We start from the raw sequence: 22,495 nt of genomic DNA on the forward strand, positions 1-22,495 counted from the left end.
GTGTCCGGTACTCTGCACCCCAGTTGGCCCCTGTCGTCGGCGCAGCGCGGTATCTGGTTCGCGCAGCAGCTCGATCCGGAGAGCCCGGGCTACAACACCGCGGAGTACCTGGAGATCGACGGCCCGCTCGACGCGCCCCTGCTCGAGGCCGCCGCGCGGCGGGTGGTGGCGGAGACCGACACACTGAACGTGGGCTTCGTCCAGGACGACCAGGGCCTGCGGCAGGTGTACGGGCCCGCGGGCGACTGGCCGTTCGCCGTTCTCGACGTCAGCGCCGAGCCCGACCCGCGAGCCGCAGCCGAGGCGTGGATGCGGGCCGAGACGGCCCGGCCGGTGAGTCTCGAGGCCGGCCGGACGTTCACCTTGGCACTGCTGCGGGCCGGTACCGACCGTCACTTCCTCTATCTGCGCGGGCATCACCTGGTCACCGACGGGTTCATGTGCGCCCTGTTCGCGCACCGCGTGGCCGAGGTCTACACGGCGCTGCGGAACGGGACGCCCGAGCGGGCGGACGACAGCGGCTCACTGGACCTGCTCCTCGCCGACGACACCGCGTACCGCGCCTCGGAGCGCTTCGCGCGCGACCGGGACTACTGGCAGGGCAAGTTGGCGGACCGGCCCGAGGCGGTCGCCCTGGCGGACCGGGCGGGCGAACTCTCGGGAAGCTTCCTGCGGCGCACCGCGCAGGTGCCGACCGCGACCTCGCACGCCCTCCGGACGCTGGCCCGCCGGTCGGGAGTGGGCCTGCCCGTCCCGCTGATCGCCGCCACGGCCGTGTACCTCGGGCGGATGACCGGCGCCGAGGAAGTCGCCCTCGGTGTACCCGTCGCCGCGCGCGCGGGCAGCGGCCGGGGCATCCGCGGGCCGATGTCCAACGAGCTGCCGCTGTGGCTGGAGGTCCGGCCGGCCCTGAGCGCCCGGGACCTCATGCGTCAAGTGTCCGCCGAGACACGGCAGTTGCTCAAACACCAGCGGTACCGGTACGAGGACATCAGCCGAGACCTGAACCTGGTGGGCAGCGGCCGCCGCCTCTTCGGCCCGACGATCAACATCATGGCCTTCTCCTACGATCTGGCCTTCGGCGAAGCACGGGCGACCACCCACAACCTGGCCATCGGGCCGGTTCACGACCTGTCCATCTGCGTCGACGACCGCTCCGGCGACGGCACACTGCGCGTGCACGTCGACGCCAACCCCGCCGTGTACGACGCCGCCGAGCACGCCGCACACCAGCAGCGCTTCCTGCGTCTCCTGGAGGGTCTCGCCGCGGCCGACACCGGACAGCCGGTCGGCAGGCTCGATCTCCTGCTCCCGGGCGAACGCACACGGGTGCTCCCCGCGCCCGCTCCCGTCGCGTCGCCCGTCGACGTCCCGGCGCGGGCCCTGCCGCAGTTGTTCGAGGAACAGGCCGCCCGCACCCCGGACGCCGTGGCTGTGGTGGCCGAGGACGGGGAACTCTCGTACGCGCAGCTCAACGAGCGGGCCAACAGGCTGGCGCGGCTGCTGGTGCGCCGGGGCGCCGGGCCGGAACGGCTGGTGGCCGTCGCGCTGCCGCGTTCCGCCGAACTGGTCGTGACCCTGCTGGCGGTGGTGAAGGCGGGCGCCGCGTATCTGCCGATCGACCCCGGCTATCCGCCGAGCCGCATCGCGCACATGGTGGCCGACGCCGACCCGGTGTGCCTGGTCACCACCGGCGAACTGGCGCCTGGGATGCCGTACGACACGGGCGCGCCGGTCCTGCTCGACGAGGACACCGTCGTCCACGCCCTGGCCGGCGAGCACGACGGCGATCTGGGCGACGCGGAGCGGATCGGAGCGCTGGATCCCTCGCATCCGGCGTACGTGATCTACACCTCGGGGTCGACCGGAACCCCCAAGGGCGTCGTGATCCCGCACCGCAACGTGGCCCGGTTGTTCACCGCGACCCGGCCGTGGTTCGACTTCGGCGCGGACGACGTGTGGACGCTGTTCCACTCCTTCGCCTTCGACTTCTCCGTCTGGGAGCTGTGGGGACCGCTCCTGCACGGCGGCCGGCTGGTGGTGGTCTCGCAGGAGGCGAGCCGTTCCCCCGCCGACTTCCTGGACCTGCTGGTGCGCCACCGGGTGACCGTGCTCAACCAGACGCCGTCGGCGTTCCACCAGTTGACGCAGGCCGACCGGGACGCCCCGGACCTCTCGGCGGCCTTGGCACTGCGCACAGTGATCTTCGGCGGTGAGGCCCTGGAGGTCGGGAAGCTGCGGGACTGGTACGAGCGGCATCCGGCCGACGCCCCGCGCCTGGTGAACATGTACGGCATCACCGAGACCACGGTGCATGTCACGCACGCGCTGCTCGGCGAGCGGGACGCGACGGCGCAGCCGCAGCGCAGTGTGATCGGCGAGCCGATCCCCGATCTGCGCGCCTACGTACTCGACGTCGGCCTCCAGCCGATGCCGCCGGGTGTCACCGGTGAGCTGTACGTGGCGGGCGCGGGGCTGGCCCGGGGCTATCACAACCGGTCGGGCCTGTCGGCGGAGCGGTTCGTGGCGGATCCCTTCGGCCGGCCCGGGGAGCGGATGTACCGGACCGGTGACCTGGCCCGCTGGTCGGCGGACGGCCGGCTCGAATACGCCGGCCGCGCGGACGACCAGGTGAAGCTGCGCGGGTACCGCATCGAGCTGGGCGAGATCGAGACGGTCCTCGCCCGGCACGAGGACGTGGCCCAGGCCGCGGCCGTCGTACGGGAGGACCGACCGGGCGACAAACGGCTCGTGGCCTACGTCGTTCCCAGTGATGGCGATGGCACCGGTGTCCGGCCCGAGGCGGGTGCGCTGCGGGCGTTCGCCGGGCGGAGCCTGCCCGACCACATGGTCCCGGCGGCCGTGGTCGTGCTGGACCGGCTGCCCCTGACGGTCAACGGCAAGCTCGACCGCGCCGCCTTACCCGCCCCGGTGTTCACCTCAGGAGAGGCACGGCGCGCGGCGCGCGACGCGACCGAACGCCTGCTGTGCGACCTGTTCGCCGAGGTGCTCGGCGTGGACCCGCCCGGGATCGACGACAGCTTCTTCGACCTCGGCGGCGACTCCCTCCTCGCGACCCGGTTACTGAGCCGGATACGGGCCACCCTGGGCGCCGAACTCCCGATCCGCGCCCTGTTCGACACGCCGTCCGTGGCGGGCCTCGCGGCAGCGTCGGAGCGGGCAGGCGGCGGGTGGGTCCGCCCGCCCGTACGGCCCGTGGAACGGGCGGAGACGCTTCCGCTGTCGTTCGCCCAGCGCCGCCTGTGGTTCCTGAACCGGCTGGAGGGACCCGAGGCCGGCGCGGGCTACAACATGCCGTTCGTGCTCCGGCTGGACGGCGCACTCGACCAGGCCGCCCTGCGCGCCGCGCTCACCGACGTGGTGACACGCCACGAGAGCCTGCGCACCGTGTTCCCGGAGACCGACGGAACACCGCGACAGGTCGTCATCGACCCCACGGCGAGCGCCGTCGCCCTCCCTGTACGCCCCGTGGGCCAGGCGGAACTGGACGAGGCGCTGGCCGCCGGCGCAGCCACCGGCTTCGACCTGACCACCGAGACACCGCTGCGCGCCGAGCTGTTCACACTCGGCCCCGACCGGCACGTCCTGCTGCTGGTCGTGCACCACATCGCGGGTGACGCCTGGTCCATGGTGCCCCTGGCCCGCGACCTGTCCGCCGCCTACACCGCGCGCTGCGCCCACGAGTCGCCGCAGTGGCTGCCGCTGCCCGTCCAGTACGCCGACTACGCGCTGTGGCAGCGGGAACTGCTGGGCGACGAGAGCGACGAGAACAGCCTCGTCTCCCGGCAAGTCGCGTACTGGGCACGGGCGTTGGCGGGGCTCCCCGCCGAGCTGGACCTCCCCGGCGACCGTCCGCGCCCCGCCCTGGCCGGCCACCGCGGCGGCACCGTGCCGGTGCGCCTCGACGCCGACCTGCACCGGCGGCTCGCGGCCCTGGCCGACGCCCACGGCGTCACCCTGTTCATGGTGCTCCAGGCCGGCCTCGCCGCGCTGCTGACCCGGCACGGCGCGGGCACCGACATCCCCATCGGGTCACCGGTGGCGGGCCGCACCGACGACGCCCTCGACGACCTGGTCGGCTTCTTCGTCAACACCCTGGTCCTGCGCACCGACACCTCGGGAGACCCGGACTTCGGCGAACTGCTCGCCCGGGTACGGGAAACGGACCTGGTCGCCTACGCCCACCAGGACGTGCCCTTCGAGCACCTGGTGGAAGTGCTCAACCCCGCCAGGTCGCTGAGCCGGCACCCGCTGTTCCAGGTCATGCTGACCCTCACCAACGGTCTCGACGCGCACGTCGACCTGCCCGGCCTGTCCGCCGCCGCCGAACAGGTCGAGTCGGGCACGTCCAAGTTCGACCTGGCACTCAACCTGACCGAGTCCGCCACCGCCCACGACACCCCGGACGGAATCGCCGGGTACGCCGCCTACAGCAGCGACCTCTTCGACCACGGCACCGTCGAGGCCCTGGTCGCCCGCTTCGTACGCCTCCTGACGGCGGCCACCGCGCAGCCGGGTCGGCCGATCGGCGCCCTGGAAATCCTCGGCGACGCAGAGCGGCACCGCCTCCTGACGGAGTGGAACGACACCGGCACGGCGGACACGTCCCCCGTACTGCTGCCGTCCATGTTCGAGCAGCAGGCCGCGGCCACCCCGCAGGCCCGCGCCGTGGCCGCGCCGGACGCGGAACTGTCCTACGCGCAGGCCGACGCCCGGGCGAACCGCCTGGCCCACCTGCTGATCTCCCACGGAGTCGGCCCGGAACAGGTGGTCGCCGTCGCCCTGCCCGGCTCCGCCGAACTGGTCGTGACCCTGCTCGCGGTCCTCAAGGCCGGCGCCGCCTACCTGCCCGTCGACCTCGCGCACCCCGCCACCCGGATCTCCCACCTCCTCGGCGACGCCGCCCCGGCCCTGCTCCTGACGACCCGCGAGGCGGCGGCCGACCTCCCGCACACCCCCGGCACGGCCCGCCTGCTGCTCGACGACCCGGCCGTCGTACAGGAGCTTCAGCGGCAGCCCGCGACCCGACCCGCCGACGCCGACCGGGTCACCGCCCTGCTGCCGGACCACCCCGCGTACGTCATCTACACCTCGGGCTCCACGGGCCTGCCCAAGGGCGTCGTCGTCGCGCACCGCGGCCTGGCCGGCTACGTGGCCCGCGCCCGGCGCGTCTACAGCGGCCTCGACGGGACGGTCCTGGTCCCCACCCCGCTGTCCTACGACCTGTCCGTCACCGGCCTGTACGGCGCGCTGACCTCCGGCGGGTGCGTGGTCGTCGCCGAACTCGACGACGACCCCTGGCTGACGGCCCAACTGGCCCGCACCCCGGTGACGTTCATGAAGGCGACCCCGAGCCACCTGGGGATCCTCGCCGCGCTGCCCGCCGGGTTCGCGCCCGTGAAGCAGTTGATGCTCGGCGGCGAGGCACTGCCCGCCGGACCGCTGCGCGCCTGGCGCGAGCGGCACCCCGAGGTGGCCGTCGTCAACCACTACGGCCCCACCGAGACCACGGTCGGCTGCCTCGACTTCCACCTCGCCCCCGGCGCGGAGCCGGACAGCGCCGTGGTCCCGGTCGGCCGTCCGATGACGGCCATGCGGGCGTATGTGCTCGACCCCGGGCTGCGGCCGGTGCCGCCGGGGGTGGTCGGGGAGCTGTACATCGCCGGGCCGCAACTGGCCCGCGGCTACCTGAACCGGCCGGGCCTCACGGCGGAGCGGTTCGTGGCCGCTCCGTTCGGCGAGCCGGGCACCCGGATGTACCGGACCGGCGACCTCGCGCGCAGGCGGGCGGACGGGGCGCTGGTCTTCGCGGGCCGCGCCGACGAGCAGGTCAAGGTCCGCGGCCACCGGATCGAACTCGGCGAGATCGAGGCCGCGTTGGCCGCCCACCCCGCCGTGGCACAGACGGCGGTCATGGTCCGCGAGGACCGGCCGGGGGACCAGCGACTGGCGGCCTACGTCGTGCCGGCCGACCCGGCCGGGGCGGACCCGGAGACCCTGCGCGCGTACCTGGCGGCGCGGCTGCCCGACGTCATGGTCCCGACCGTGTTCACCACCCTCGACACCCTCCCGCTGACCAGGAACGGCAAGCTCGACCGGCGGGCCCTGCCCGCACCCGCGCTGGCCCGGGTGAGCGCGGGCCGGCCGCCGCGCAGCCCGGAGGAGGAGATCCTCTGCGGCCTGTTCGCCGAGGTGCTCGGCGTGCCCAGGGTCGGGATCGACGACGGGTTCTTCGCCCTCGGCGGCCACTCCCTGCTCGCCACCCGCCTGGTCAGCCGGATCAGGACCGTGCTCGCCGCCGAACTGCCCATCCGGGCCGTGTTCGAGACCCCGACGGTGGCCGGACTCGCCGCCCGGCTGGCCGGCGCCCGCGACCGCAGGAGGCCCCCGGTCCGTCCGTTCGAACGGCGACCCGAAGCCGTACCGCTGTCGTTCGCCCAGCGCCGGCTGTGGTTCCTGCACAAGCTCGAAGGGGCCAGCCCGAACTACAACCTGCCGTTCGTCGTACGGCTGGACGGCGACCTCGACCGCCGCGCGCTCACGGCGGCCCTCGCGGACGTCGTCACCCGGCACGAGAGCCTGCGCACGGTGTTCCCGGACACCGACGGCGTACCGCGCCAGGCCGTCCTGGACGCCGGATCGGCCGCCGCCGCCGTGCGGCTGCCGGTACGCGAGATCACCGGCGACGGGCCGGCGGCCGAGGCGGAACTCGCCGCAGCCGTGGCCGCCGCCGCGGCCCACCGGTTCGAGCTGACCACCGAACCGCCGCTGCGCGCCGAACTGTTCGCGGTCGCACCGGACACCCACGTCCTGGTGGTGGTCGTCCACCACATCGCCGGCGACGGCTGGTCGAACGGCCCGCTGGCCCGCGACCTCTCCGAGGCCTACGCGGCCCGCCGCTCCGGTCGGGCCCCGGCCTGGGCGCCGCTGCCCGTCCAGTACGCGGACTACACCCTCTGGCAACAGGAACTGCTGGGCCACGAGAACGACCCGGACAGCGTGATCGCCGGGCAGATCGCCCACTGGACGAACGCGCTCGAAGGACTGCCGGAAGAACTGAACCTGCCCGCCGACCGGCCCCGCCCGGCCGTGGCCGGCTACACCGGCGGCGTCGTGCCGCTCTCGATCGACGCCGCCCTGCACGCCCGCCTCGACGGGCTGGCCCGCGCGTCCGGCGCGAGCCTGTTCATGGTGCTGCAGGCCGGTCTCGCCGCCCTGTTCACCCGCCTCGGCGCGGGCACCGACATCCCGCTCGGCAGCGCGATCGCCGGGCGCACCGACGACACCCTCGACGACCTCGTCGGGTTCTTCCTCAACACCCTCGTGCTGCGCCTGGACACCTCGGGCGACCCGACCTTCGACGAACTGCTGGCCCGCGTACGGGAGACCGCGCTCGCCGCCTACGCCCACCAGGACGTGCCGTTCGAGCACTTGGTGGAGGTGCTGAACCCGGCCAGGTCGGCGGCCCGGCACCCGCTGTTCCAAACCATGCTGACCCTGCACAACAACGCCGAGCCCCGCCTCGTCCTGCCGGGGCTGCGGGTGAGCCCGGACATGGCCGAGGTCGGCGCGGCGAAGTTCGACCTCGCGTTCGGCCTCACCGAGGCGCGCGGCCCGGGCGGTGAACCCGAGGGGCTGGGCGGCGTCCTCGAATACAGCGCCGACCTCTTCGACCACGCCACCGCCGAGCACCTGCTCGCCCGCTTCGTACGGCTCCTCGACGCCGCGGCCACCGCACCGGAGCGGCGCATCGGGACGCTGGAGATCCTCGCCCCGGCGGAGCGGCGGCGCATCCTGGCCGACTGGGCCGGCACCCCCGGCAGCGCGCCCGCACACACCGTCCCCGAACTGTTCGAGCGGCAGGCGGCGCTGACCCCGGACGCGGTGGCCGTCGTCGCAGGCGACGAGACGCTGACGTTCGCCGAGCTGAACGCGCGGGCGGACCGGCTGGCCCGGCGGCTGGCCGAACGCGGAGTGGGCCCCGACGTGCTCGTCGGGCTCTGCACGACCCGGTCGCCCGCGATGGTGCCGGCGCTGCTGGGCATCTGGAAGGCGGGCGGGGCGTGCGTGCCGCTGGACCCGGACTACCCGGCGCAGCGGCTGGCGTTCATGCTCGCCGACTCCGGCGCGCGCCTCCTCGTCACCGAGCCGGCACTCGCACAGGGCCCGACCGGGCCGTGGGGCGAGCACCCGGTGGAACTCATCCTGCTCGACGTCGCGGACCACTCCGCCGCGCCGCAACAGCCGTTCCCCCGGCCCGACATACGGCCCGACCACGCCGCCTTCATCGTCTACACCTCCGGGTCGACCGGCGTGCCCAAGGGCGTGGCCGTACGGCACGGCGGCATCGCGAACCTGTTCGCCAACCACCGCGAGCGGGTCTTCGCCCCGGCGGCACGGGCGGCCGGGGGCCGGCTGCGGGTGGCGCACACCGCGTCGTTGTCGTTCGACCTGTGCGTCGGCCAGTTGCTCGGCCTCCTCGCGGGCCACGAACTCCACGTCGTCGACGAGGACACCCGCCGCGACCCCGCCGCGCTCGCCGCGTACGTACGGCGGCACGAGATCGGCTACCTGGCCATCAGCCCGACCCTCACCCGCGAACTGCTCGGCCTCGGCCTGCTCGACGGCGACGGCGACGGCGACGGCGACGGCGACGGTGACGGTGACGGCGGCGGGCACCGGCCGTCCGTGATCGTGCTCGGGTCGGAGGCCACCGGCCCCGCGCTGTGGCGGGACCTGCGCGCCCACCCCGGCACCGAGGTGCACAACTACTACGCGCCCAGCGAGTGCACGGTCGACGCGATCGGCGCGACGGTCTCCGGCAGCGAACGGCCCCGCATCGGCCGGCCGGTAGAGAACATGGCGGCCTACGTGCTCGACGCCGGGCTGCACCCGGTGCCGTCGGGCGTGCCGGGCGAGCTGTACCTCGCGGGCGCCCAACTCGCCCGCGGCTATGTCAACCGGCCTGGCCTGACGGCGGAGCGGTTCGTGGCGAACCCGTTCGGCGGACCAGGGGCGCGCATGTACCGCACCGGCGACCTGGCCCGCTGGACCGCCGACGGCGCACTGGAATTCGCGGGCCGCGCGGACGACCAGGTGAAGATCCGCGGCTTCCGCATCGAACTCGGCGAGGTCGAAGCGGTGCTGTCACGGCACCCGGACCTGACCCACGCCGTGGCCGTCGTACGCGAGGACCGGCCCGGCGACCGACGCCTCGTCGCCTACGTGGTCGCGGTGCCCGGAACGACGGCGGACCCGGCCGAACTGCGCGCGCACGCCGCGCGGACACTGCCGGAGTTCATGGTCCCGGCCGCGATCGTCGTCCTCGACGCCCTGCCGCTCACCCCGAGCGGCAAAGTGGACCGCCGCGCCCTGCCCGCCCCCGACCCCGCCACCGCGTCCACCGGCCGGGCCCCGCGCACACCACGCGAGGAGATCCTCTGCGGCCTCTTCGCCGACGTGCTCGGCTGCGCCACCCCCGGCATCGACGACGCGTTCTTCGCCCTCGGCGGACACTCCCTGCTCGCGACCCGGCTGGTGTCCCGCATCCGCACCGTGCTCGGCGTGGAACTGGCCGTACGCGACGTGTTCGAGGCCCCCACGGTGGCCGGACTGGCCGCCCGGATCGACGCCGGCGGCGCACCACGGCCCGCCCTGCGCCCCGCCGCGCACCGCCCCGACGTCCTGCCGCTGTCGTACGCGCAGCACCGCCTGTGGTTCCTGCACCAGCTCGACGACGCGGGCGACGCGTACACCATGCCGCTCGCGCTGCGCCTGCGCGGCGGGCTCGACCGCGCCGCGCTGGCCGCCGCCCTCGCCGACGTCGTCGCCCGGCACGAGGTGCTGCGCACGGTCTACCCCGACACCGCGGGCACCCCCGCGCAGGTCGTGCTCGCCCCGGAACGGGCCGTACCCGGCCTGCCGGTCCGCGAGACGCCCGAGACCGGGCTCGCCGAGGCGCTCACCGCCGCGGCCGGCCACCGCTTCGACCTGGCCGACGGACTCCCGCTGCACGCCGAGCTGCTCGCCCTCGGCGCGGACGACCACGTGCTGGTCCTCGCCCTGCACCACATCGCGGGCGACGGCTGGTCCAACGTGCCCTTCGCCCGCGACCTCTCGGCCGCCTACACCGCCCGCCGCCTTGGCCGGGCCCCCGCCTGGGCACCGCCGCGCGTCCAGTACGCCGACTACACACTCTGGCAGCGCGAGCTGCTCGGCGACCCCGCCGACCCGGACAGCCTGATGCACCGTCAGGTGGCTTACTGGACAGACGAGTTGGCGGACCTTCCGGAGGAACTGGCCCTCCCCGCCGACCGGCCCCGCCCGGCGGTGGCCGGACACCGGGGCGGCCGCACGCCGTTCACCCTCGACGCGACAGCGCACGCCCGGCTCCGCGACCTCGCCCGCGACTGCGACGCGAGCCTCTTCATGGTCGTCCAGGCCGCGCTCGCCGCGCTGCTCGGCCGGCTGGGCGCGGGCAGCGACATCCCGGTCGGCACCCCGATCGCGGGCCGCACCGACGACGCCCTCGACGAGGCGATCGGCTGCTTCGTCAACACCCTCGTCCTGCGCACCAACACCTCCGGCAACCCCCTCTTCACCGACCTGGTGGCCCGCGCCCGCGAAACCTGCCTGGCCGCCTACGCCCACCAGGACGTGCCCTTCGAGCACCTGGTCGAGGTCCTCGACCCCACCAGGTCGCTGGCCCGGCACCCGCTGTTCCAGGTGATGCTGGCCCTCCAGAACACCGCCGGGACCCCGCTCGACCTGCCCGGACTGGAGAGCAGCCCGCTGCCGATCGAGACCCGCGCGGTGAAGTTCGACCTCGCGTTCACGCTGACCGAGCAGACAGGCCCGGACGGCGCTGCCGCCGGACTCGACGGCGTCCTCGACTACACGAGCGACCTCTTCGACGCCGGGACGGCCCGCCGGATCGCCGACGCCTTCGTACGCCTGCTGCACGCCGTGGCCGCCGACCCGGCGCAGCCCGTGGAGAACCTCACGATCCTCGACGAGGCCGAACGCGAACGCGTCCTGGTCACCTGGAACGACACGGCCCGGCCGGTGCCCGCGACGACGCTGCCGGACCTGTTCGAGGCCCAGGTGGCCCGGACACCGGACGCGCCGGCCGTCGTGGCCGACGATGTCGCCCTGTCCTACGGGGAGTTGAACGCCCGGGCGAACCGGCTCGCGCACGCGCTGATCGAGGCCGGGGCGGGCCCGGAGCGGGTGGTGGCGGTCGCGCTGCCGCGCTCGGTGGAGCTGGTCGTGGCACTGCTCGCCGTGCTGAAGACGGGCGCGGCCTATCTGCCCGTCGACGCCGACCACCCGGCCGAGCGCGTCCGCACCGTACTGGCGGAAGCCCGCCCGGTCCGCGTCCTGGACGACCCGGCCCAGGTGCGTGACCTGGGCGTCGGCCGCCCGGACACCGACCCCGGCGACGCCGTCCGCAACGCCGCGCTGACGCCGTCCCATCCCGCCTACGTGCTCTACACCTCCGGCTCCACCGGCACCCCCAAGGGCGTCGTCGTGCCCCACGCGGGCATCGTGAACCGGCTGCTGTGGATGCAGGACGCGTACGGTCTCGAACCCGGCGAAGGCGTCCTGCAGAAGACCCCGGCTAGCTTCGACGTTTCCGTGTGGGAGTTCTTCTGGCCGCTGATCACCGGCGCCCGGCTGGTCGTCGCCCGCTCCGACGGACACAAGGACCCGGCGTACCTGGCCGCCGTGATCCGGCAACACGCGGTGACGACCGTGCACTTCGTCCCGTCGATGCTGCGCGCGTTCCTCGCCGCACCGGCAGCGCCCGACGCCGGACAGGTCCTGCGGCGGGTCCTCAGCAGCGGCGAGGCACTCCCCGCCGACCTGGCCCGGCGCGCGCACGACGTCCTCGGCCCGAAACTGCACAACCTGTACGGGCCCACCGAGGCATCGGTCGACGTCACCTCCTGGGCCTACGACGACACCCCCGGCCCGGTGCCGATCGGCCGACCGGTCTGGAACACCCGCACCTACGTCCTGGACGCCGGCCTGCGCCCGGTGCCGCCCGGCGTACGGGGAGAGCTCTACCTCGCCGGCGACCAGCTCGCCCGCGGCTACCTCGGCAGGCCGGGCCCGACCGCCGAACGGTTCCTCGCCGACCCCTTCGGCGGCCCCGGAGCCAGGATGTACCGCACCGGAGACCTGGCCCGCCGGCGGGCGGACGGCGTCCTGGAGTTCGCCGGACGCGCCGACGACCAGGTGAAACTGCGCGGCTTCCGCGTCGAACCGGCGGAGATCCAGGCGGCCCTGACCCGGCACGACACCGTGGCCGAAGCCGTGGCCGTGGTGCGCGAGGACCGCCCCGGCGACCAGCGGCTCGTCGCCTACGTCGTCGCCGCACCGGGCACCACCCCCCAGCCGGAACGGCTGCGCGACTTCGCCGCCGGCACCCTGCCCGACTACATGGTGCCCGCCACCGTCGTCGTCCTCGACGCACTGCCGCTCACCTCGAGCGGCAAGCTGGCCCGCCGGGCCCTGCCCGCCCCGCGGACCACCGCGCCGACGGCCGGCGGCCGGGCCCCGCGCACGCCCGAGGAGGAGATCCTCCGCGGCCTGTTCGCCGACGTCCTCGGCTGCGCCGCGCCCGGCATCGACGACGGCTTCTTCGCCCTCGGCGGCCACTCCCTGCTCGCGACCCGGCTGATCTCCCGCATCCGCGCCGTACTCGGGGCGGAGCTGTCGGTCCGGGACGTCTTCGAAGCGCCCACGGTGGCCCGCCTGGCCGCCCGGATCGGCACCGGCGGCGCGCGACGCCCCGCACTGCGCGCGGCGGCCCACCGCCCCGACGCCGTACCGCTGTCGTTCGCCCAACGCCGCCTGTGGTTCCTGCACAAACTGGAAGGCCCCGGCGCGACCTACAACATGCCGTTCGCGCTGCGCCTGTCCGGCGACCTGGACACCCGTGCCCTGCACGCCGCGCTCAACGACGTCGTCGCCCGGCACGAGACCCTCCGCACGGTCTTCTCGGAGACCGGCGGCGTCCCGAGCCAGGTGGTGCTGGACCCGGACGACGCAGCCGTGGCCCTCCCGGTCCACCCGGTCGACGAGGACCGGCTCGCCGGTGCGCTGGCCGACGCGGCCGGGCACCGGTTCGATTTGACCGCCGAACTCCCACTGCGCGCCGACCTGTTCGCCCTCGGCGCGGACGAGCACGTGCTGCTGCTGGTGATCCACCACATCGCCGGGGACGGCTGGTCGAACGTGCCGTTCGCCCGCGACCTCTCGACCGCCTACGCCGCCCGCCACTCCGGCCGCGCCCCCGCCTGGGCGCCGCTGCCCGTCCAGTACGCCGACTACGCGCTGTGGCAGCGCGACCTCCTCGGCGGCGAGGACGACCCGGACAGCCTGATCTCCGCCCAGGTCGCCCACTGGACCCGCACCCTGGACGGCCTGCCGGACCAGCTCGACCTGCCCGCCGACCGCCCCCGCCCGGCGGTCGCGGGCCACGGCGGCGGCCGGGTGCCGTTCACCCTCGACCCCGACCTGCACCGCCGCCTCGCCGACCTGGCACACGCCCACGGCGCGACCCTGTTCATGGTCCTCCAGGCCGCCCTCGCCACCCTGCTCAGCAGGATCGGCGGGAGCACGGACATCCCGATCGGCAGCGCCGTCGCCGGACGCACCGACGAAGCCCTCGACGACCTGGTCGGCTTCTTCGTCAACACGCTCGTGCTGCGCCTGGACACCTCGGGCGACCCGACCTTCACCGGCCTGCTGGAGCGGGTCCGCGAAACCGACCTTGCCGCCTACGCCCACCAGGACGTGCCGTTCGAGCACCTCGTCGAACTGCTCAACCCGGTCAGGTCCGCGGCCCGCCACCCGCTGTTCCAGACCATGCTGACGCTGCAGAACAACGCCGACCCCGCATTCGACATGCCCGGCCTGACGGTGACGCCCGACGTCGCCGACCTGCGCGCGGCCAAGTTCGACCTGCTGTTCAGCCTCACCGACCGGCACACCGAGGACGGCGGCCCCGACCGCGTCGACGGAGTGCTGGAGTACAGCACCGACCTGTTCGACCACGGCACTGCCGAGGCCCTCACGGCACGCTTCGTGCGCCTGCTGGCGGACGCGGCGGCCGGACCCGACCGGCCGATCAGCGCCTTCGAACTCACCGACGCCACCGAGCGCGAACACCTGCTCGTCACCTGGAACGGAGCCACCTCCGCACTCCCGCCGACCACCCTGCCGCAGGCGTTCCAGGCCCAGGTGGCGCGCACGCCCGACGCGGTCGCCCTGACCGACGCCGGCACCGACCTGAGCTACGCCGAACTCAACACCCGGGCCAACCGGCTGGCGCATCTCCTCATCGGGCACGGCATCGGCCCCGAGCAGGTCGTGGCCCTCGCCCTGCCCCGCTCGGCCCACCTCGTCGTCGCCCTGCTGGCCGTACTCAAGACGGGCGCCGCCTACCTGCCCCTCGACCCGGCCCACCCGGCCGAGCGGCTCCGCTACGTCCTCGACGACGCCCGCGCGACCAGCGGACTCACCCTGAGCACCCTCACCGCGGACCTCCCGGACACGGGCCCGCGCTGGCTCGCCGTCGACGACCCCGAGACGGCACGGGCCACCGGGGAACAGCCGGGACACGACCCGTCCGACACCGACCGCACGACACCGCTGCGCCCGGCGCATCCCGCGTACGTCATCCACACCTCGGGCTCCACCGGCCGCCCCAAGGGCGTGCTCGTCGAACACCGCGCGCTGGCGGCCTACCTGGCGTTCGCCCGCACGGCCTACCCCGGCGTGACCGGGACGGCGCTGCTGCACTCGCCGGTCTCCTTCGACCTGACCGTCACCGCGCTGTTCGCGCCGCTGACCGCGGGCGGCCGGGTGCTGGTGGGCGACCTGTCCGACGGATCGTCGGCCCCGGGGCCGTACACCTTCCTCAAGGCGACGCCCAGCCACCTCGCGCTGCTCGGCGCCGCGCCGGGACCGCAGCCGGCGGTCGCGGACCTGGTCGTGGGCGGTGAGCAGCTCACCGGTGAACAGCTCGCCCCGTGGCGGCGCGCGCAGCCGGGAGCCACGGTCGTCAACGAGTACGGGCCGACCGAGGCCACCGTCGGCTGCGTCACGTTCCGGCTGCCGCCCGGCGCCGCAATCGGCGACGGCCCGATACCGGTCGGGCGACCCGTCCCCAACACGCGGGCCTACGTCCTCGACGCGGGGCTGCGGCTCGTACCCCCCGGCACGAGCGGAGAGCTGTACCTCGCCGGGGCGCAGCTCGCCCGCGGCTACCTGAACCGGCCCGGCCCGACCGCCGAACGGTTCGTCGCCGACCCGTTCGGCGCACCGGGGGAGCGGATGTACCGGACCGGCGACCTGGCCCGCTGGACCCCCGGCGGAGACCTCGTCTTCGTAGGCCGCGCCGACGAACAGGTCAAGGTCCGCGGGTACCGGATCGAACCGGCGGAGATCGAGGCGACGCTGACCCGGCACGAGGACGTGGCCCAGGCCGCCGTCATCGCCCGGGGCGAGGAGCCGTCCGACGCCCACCTGGTGGCCTACGTCGTCCCCGCGGCCGACGGGCGGCGCGGCGGCGACGCGGCCCGCGCCCAGCTCGGCGACTGGCAGGAGGTGTACGACTCCCTCTACGGCACCGAGCGCGCCGCCGCCGAACCGGCCCCCTTCGGCGAGGACTTCGCAGGATGGACCAGCAGCTACGACGGGGAGCCGATCCCCGTCGAGCAGATGCGCGCGTGGCGGGACGCCACCGTCGCCCGCATCCGGGAACTGCGGCCGCGCCGCGTGCTGGAGATCGGCGTGGGCAGCGGCCTGCTGCTCTCCCGGCTCGCGCCCGACTGCGACACCTACTGGGGCATCGACATCTCGGCGGACGCCATCCAGCGACTGCGCGCCCAGGTGACCGAACAGGGCCTGGCCGACCGCGTGGAACTGCGCGTCCAACCCGCCACCGACGCCGCCGGACTGCCCGCCGGCCACTTCGACACGGTCGTGATCAACTCCGTCGCCCAGTACTTCCCGGACGCCGCCCACCTCACCGACGTCATCGACACGGCGCTGGAGCGACTGGCCCCCGGCGGGGCCCTGTTCCTCGGCGACGTCCGCGACCTGCGGACCCTGCGGACCCTGCACACGGCGGTGCAACTGCGCCGCGCCACACCGTCCGCCGACCTCGCCCTGGTCCGCCGCGCGGTGGACCAGGCGGTGCTGCTGGAGAAGGAACTGCTGCTCGACCCCGCGTTCTTCACCACGCTCGCCGACCGGCGGGACGACATCGCGGGCATCGACCTCCAGGTCAAGCGCGGCGACTACGTCAACGAACTGAACCGCTACCGGTACGACGTCGTCCTGCACAAGCGGCCGAACACCGCGCTCCGGAACCTGACCGACGCCCCGGAACGGCGGTGGGGCCACGACATCACCGCACTCGACGCCCTCGAACACGACCTCACCGAGCACCGCGTGCCCGCACTGCGCGTCACCGGCGTGCCGGACGAACGGGTCGCCGACGAGAGCGCCGCCCTGCGCGCCCTCGACGAGGGCAGGCCACTGCCCGAACTGCTCGCCCTGCTCGGCCCCGCCGAGCGGTCGGCGGCCCCGCGCCTCGGCCCCGACGACTTCTGCGCCCTCGGCGAACGCGCAGGCTATCGGGTGGCGGTGACCCGCTCGGGCACCGACGCCGAACGCCTCGACGTCCTCTTCGTCGACCCGGCCACGACCGCGCTCACCGGTGTCCACCGCCCGGCCCCGCCGTCCCCGGAGGCCGTGCCGCAGGCGGCGCTCGCCAACGACCCGGCGGCGGCACGGCAGCGCGGCGAACTGGTCGCCGCACTCACCCTGTCGCTGCGGGAGCAGTTGCCCGAGTACATGGTCCCGGCCGCCGTCGTGGTCCTCGACGCGCTTCCCCTGACCCTGCACGGAAAGCTCGACCGGGCGGCGCTCCCCGCCCCGTACCTCGGCTCCCTCGCGGGCTCGCGGCGGCCCGCCACCCCCCGCGAGCAGGCCCTGTGCGACCTGTTCGCGCAGGTGCTCGGCGTGGCGGCGGTCGGCGTCGACGACAACTTCTTCGCCCTCGGCGGACACTCGCTGCTGGCCACCCGGCTGATCAGCCGCATCCGCGCCGCCCTCGGCGTCGAACTCGCCGTCCGGACCGTGTTCGAGACGCCCACGGTCGCCGGGATCGCCGAACGGCTCACCGAAGCGGAGGCACACCAGGGCGAGGTGCGGCCCGCCCTGCGGCCGATGCCCAGGCCCGACACCGTGCCGCTGTCCTTCGCACAGCAACGCCTGTGGTTCCAGCACCGCCTGGAGGGACCCAGCGCCACGTACAACATGCCGATGGCCCTGCGCCTGCGCGGCGACGTGGACCACGCGGCGCTGCGGGCCGCGCTGGCCGACGTCGCGGCGCGGCACGAAACCCTGCGCACCGTGTTCCCGGCGGTCGGCGGCGTGCCTCGCCAACTCGTCCTCGGGGCGGCCGACGCCCGCCCCGAACTGATCGTCCGCCGCCTCGACGAGAGCGGGCTGCGCGCGGCCGTCCGCGAGGCGGCGCGCTACCCCTTCGACCTCGCGGTCGACCTGCCGCTGCGGGCCGAACTGCTCGTCCTGGGCGAGCGGGAACACGTCCTGGTCGTGGTGGTGCACCACATCGCGGGCGACGGCTGGTCGACGGCCCCGCTCGCCCGCGACCTCGCGACCGCCTACGCCGGACGCAGCCGCGGCGAGGCACCGTCCTGGGCGCCGCTGCCCGTCCAGTACGTGGACTACACGCTCTGGCAGCGCGCCCTGCTCGGCGACGAGAACGACCCCGACAGCCTGTTCGCCCGGCAGGTGGCGTACTGGGCCGAGGCCCTGGCGGACCTCCCCGAGGAGCTCGCGCTCCCGGCGGACCGCCCCCGCCCCGCCGTGTCCACCTACCGCGGCGAGATGTACGGCTTCGACCTGAGCCCCGAACTGCACGGCAGGCTCGCGGGCCTGGCCCGGGCCGAGGAGGCCAGCCTCCACATGGTGCTGCACGCCGGCCTGGCCGCCCTGCTGACCAGGCTCGGCGCAGGTACGGATCTGCCGATCGGCAGCGGGGTCGCCGGGCGGCGCGACGAGGCGCTCGACGACGCGATCGGCCTCTTCGTCAACACGCTGGTGCTGCGCACCGACACCTCGGGCGACCCGACGTTCGGCGCACTCCTGCGGCGCGTACGGGAGACGGCGCTGACCGCGTACTCCCACCAGGACGTGCCCTTCGAGCACCTGGTGGAGGCCCTGAACCCGGTCCGCTCCCCGAACCGCCACCCGCTGTTCCAGGTGGCACTGGTGCTGCAGAACACCCCGGCCTCCGGCCTCGCGATGGCCGGCGTCGACGTGACGCCCGAGTCGGCCGGTTCCGGCACCTCGCGGTTCGACCTGTTCTTCAGCGTCACCGAACGGCCCGCGCCGCCCGGAGCGCCGGCCGGCTCCTTCGGCGGGGTGCGCGCGACCGTCGAGTACAGCACCGACCTGTTCGACCGGCGGACCGTCGAGGCGATGGCCGCACGCTGGATCCGGCTGCTGGAGACGGTGACCGCCGACCCGGCCCGGCCCATCGGCGAGAGCGACCTCCTCACCCCCGCCGAACGGACCCGGATGCTCGGCGCAGCCGACGACCGGATCGCCCCGGCCGTCCTGCCGACGCTGTTCGAGACGCAGGCCGCCCGGACCCCGGACGCGCCGGCCGTCATCACCGACCACCTCACCCTGTCGTACGCCGAGCTGAACGCGCGCGCCAACCGCCTCGCCCACCTGCTGATCTCGCACGGCATCGGGCCCGAGCAGACCGTCGCCCTGGCCTTCCCCCGCTCCGCCGACCTGATCGTGGCCGTCCTCGCCACCCTGAAGGCCGGGGCGGCCTACCTCCCGCTCGACCTCGGCTACCCGGCGGAGCGCCTCGCGTTCATGCTCGGCGACGCCCGCCCCTCGCTCCTGCTCACCGGCGGCACCGGCGACGCCGAGGTACTCGCGGCCGCCGACCTGCCCAGGCTGGACCTGGACGCCGACGGACAGCACGCCGCGGATCTCGCGGGCCGCGCGGACACCGACCCCGGGGCCGCCGACCGGCTACGGCCCCTGGCACCCGCCCACCCGGCCTACGTCCTCTACACGTCCGGCTCGACCGGCAGGCCCAAGGGCGTCGTGGTCACCCACGCCGGTGCGGCAAGCCTGGTGGCGACCCAGAAAGCGGCCTTCGACGCCGGACCGGGCAGCCGGGTCCTGCAGTTCGCCTCGCCGAGCTTCGACGCCGCGTTCTGGGAACTGTGCATGGCGCTGCTGACCGGCGCGGCACTGGTGGTGGCCCCCGCCGAGCGGCTGCTGCCCGGCCCCGACCTCGCCGCCCTGACCGCCGAGCACCGCGTGACCCACCTGACGGTGCCGCCGGTCGCGCTCGGCGTGATGACACCCGACCAACTCCCGACGGTGACCACCCTGATGGTGGCCGGTGAAGCCTGCCCGCCGGAGACGGTGGCGGCCTGGAGCCGCGACCGGCGGATGGTCAACGCCTACGGGCCGACCGAGTCGACGGTCTGCGGCACGATGAGCCGCCCGCTGACCGCCGAGAGCGGCGTACCGCCCATCGGCACGCCGATCCTCGGCACCCGCGCCTACGTGCTCGACGCCGGGCTGCGCCCCGTACCGCCGGGCGTCACGGGCGAGCTGTACCTGTCGGGCACGGGCCTGGCCCGCGGCTACCTCGGTCGGCCCGCCCTGACCGCCGAACGCTTCCTGGCCTGCCCGTTCGGCGATCCGGGCACGCGGATGTACCGCACCGGGGACCTCGCGCGGTGGAACTCCGACGGTGATCTGGAGTTCGCCGGGCGGGCCGACCAGCAGGTCAAGGTCCGCGGCCACCGCATCGAGCTCGGCGAGGTGGAGTCGGCGATGGCCGCCCACCCCGGCGTGGCACAGGCGGTCGCGGTCGCCCGCAAGGACGGCCCCGGCACCGCCCGCCTCGTCGGGTACGTCGTACCGGCGAAGGACACCGCCGAGGGCGAGGCCACCGCGCACACCGGAGGCGCGCCGGACGGGGCGGACCGGATGCTGGGCGAGTGGCGGCAGCTCTACGACACGCTCTACGGCGCGTCGCGACCCGCCCCGTTCGGCGCGGACTTCACCGGCTGGAACAGCAGCTACGACGGACAGCCCATCCCGGAACCCGAGATGCGGCAGTGGCGGGACGCGACCGTCGCGCGGATCCGCGAACTGCGGCCCGGCCGCATCCTGGAGATCGGCGTCGGCCGCGGCCTGATCCTCTCCCAGCTCGCCGCGGACTGCGACGCGTACTGGGGCACCGACCTGTCGGCGGCGGTCATCGAGTCCCTGACGGCCCAGGTCGCCGACGAGCCGGCGATCGCCGGCAAGGTGGTGCTGCGGGCGCAGCCGGCGGACGACCTCACCGGGCTGCCCGAGGGCTTCTTCGACACCGTGGTGCTCAACTCGGTGGCCCAGTACTTCCCCGACGCCGACTACCTGACCGACGTCATCGGCAAGGCGCTGCGGCTGCTGGCGCCGGGCGGCGCACTGTTCCTCGGCGACCTGCGCAACCTGCGGCTGCTGCCGATGCTCCAGACGGCCACGGGCAGCGCAGGACCGGAACGGGAACTGCTTGTCGATCCGGACTACTTCGAGGCCATGGCCGGGGTGCTGCCGGAGGCCGCCGCCGTCGACATCCGCCTCAAGCGCGGGCGCGACCACAACGAGCTGTCCCGCTACCGCTACGACGCCGTCCTGCACCGCGCGCCGCTGGCCGCACCGCCCCGGCCGTTCGGCGACGCACCGGTGGTGCGCTGGCCGGAGCTGACCGGCGGGGCGGAGCCGGCCGACGGAGTGGAGGCACTCGCCGCGCTGCTGGCCGAGGGCCGGCCGGACCGGCTGCGGGTCGCCGGGATCCCCAACGCCCGGCTGGCGGGCGAAACCCCCGCCGCACCCGTGGCGGCCGTGGACCCGGAGACCCTGTGGGAACTAGGCGAACGGCTCGGGCTGTGGGTGGCCGTCACCTGGTCGGGCACGGAAGGCGACGACCGCTTCGACGCCCTGTTCGCCGACGCCCGGGAGGGCACCGACGCCGGGGACACTCCCGGTGCCGTGGTCACCGGGGGGTACCGGCCGACGGCCCCGCCGGTGGCGGACCGGTCCGCGCTGCGGGTCTTCACCAACGACCCGGCGGCGCTGACGGCACCCGTGGCCCTGGGCACCTCGGTGCGCGCCCGCTTGCGGGAGAAGCTGCCGGAATACCTGGTCCCGTCGGTCGTCGTCACGCTCGACGCCCTGCCGCTGACACCGAACGGCAAGGTCGACCGCAAGGCGCTGCCCGCACCCGAGGCCGCCGGCGCCCCGGCGGGCCGCCCGCCCGCCACCGCCCGCGAACGCCTGCTGTGCGACATCTTCGCCGACGTACTCGGCCTCCCGGCCGTCGGCGTCGACGACAACTTCTTCGACATCGGCGGCGACAGCATCGTCTCCATCCAGGTGGTCAGCAAGGCCCGCGCGGCGGGAGTCGCGATCGCCCCCCAGGACGTGTTCCGGCACCCGACCGTGGCCGAACTGGCCGCCGCCGCCGGAACACTCGGCGGAGAGCCGACCGAGGCCGAAGCGCCGCAGGCGGGCATCGGCACGGTTCCGCTGACCCCCGCCCTCCACGCGCTACGGGGCCGGAACCCCGATCCCGGCCACCGGTACGAGGCGATGACCGTCGACATCCCGGCCGGACTGGACGCGGAGCGACTCGAAACGGCGCTCCAGGCCGTCCTGGACCATCACGACGCGCTGCGCGCCCGCCTGACCCGCCTCCCCGGCGAGACCCTGCGGACAAGCCCGGACGACTGGCTCCTCGAGGTGACGCCACCCGGCACGATCCGGGCCGCGGACCGCCTCCACCGGGTCACCGCCGCGCCCAACGAGGACCTCACCGCAGCGGAGGAACAGGCGGCGGCGGCCCAACTCGCCCCGGAGTCCGGCGTGATGATCCGGGCGGTCTGGTTCGACGCCGGCCCCGACCGGCCCGGGCGACTGCTGCTGGCGCTGCACCACCTCGTCACCGACCCGGAGTCCTGGCGGATCCTGCTGCGCGACATCACCGCCGCCTGCACCGCGTCCGCAGAGGGCCACCGCCCCGAACTCGCCCCGGTCGGCACGTCGTTGCGGCGCTGGGCCCAGCACCTGCGCGCCCAGGCACAGGACGCGCAGCGGGTCGAGGAGCTCGCGCGGTGGACCGAGATCCTCACCGAACCGCACGCATCCCACGACCCCGCCCCCGCACCGGACGACCCCGCGCGCGACACCGGGATGGACAGCCCCGACGACCCGGCGGCCGGGACCGGCACATGGACGGTCACCCTGTCCGCCGAGCGCACCGAAGCGCTGCTCACCACCGTCCCGGCGGCCTTCCACGCCGACGCCGAGGACGTCCTGCTGACCGCGTTCGCCCTCGCCCTGGCCGACC

Annotated in this window: 1 protein-coding gene (only partly in view); it reads left to right on the top strand. The window is 74.7% G+C overall.

Features of this window, described 5'->3' with window-relative positions; genetic code table 11:
* A protein-coding gene (locus BMZ82_RS24750) for a non-ribosomal peptide synthetase (protein WP_093779405.1) crosses the window boundary here: on the top strand, positions 1 to 22,495 show its 5' portion. Its footprint extends 707 nt past the window's final position; 22,495 of the gene's 23,202 nt are visible here — the first part of the coding sequence; it begins with the start codon at positions 1 to 3; the stop codon falls past the right edge of the window.

Source organism: Streptomyces sp. yr375, from assembly GCF_900110755.1.
Lineage (GTDB): Bacteria > Actinomycetota > Actinomycetes > Streptomycetales > Streptomycetaceae > Streptomyces.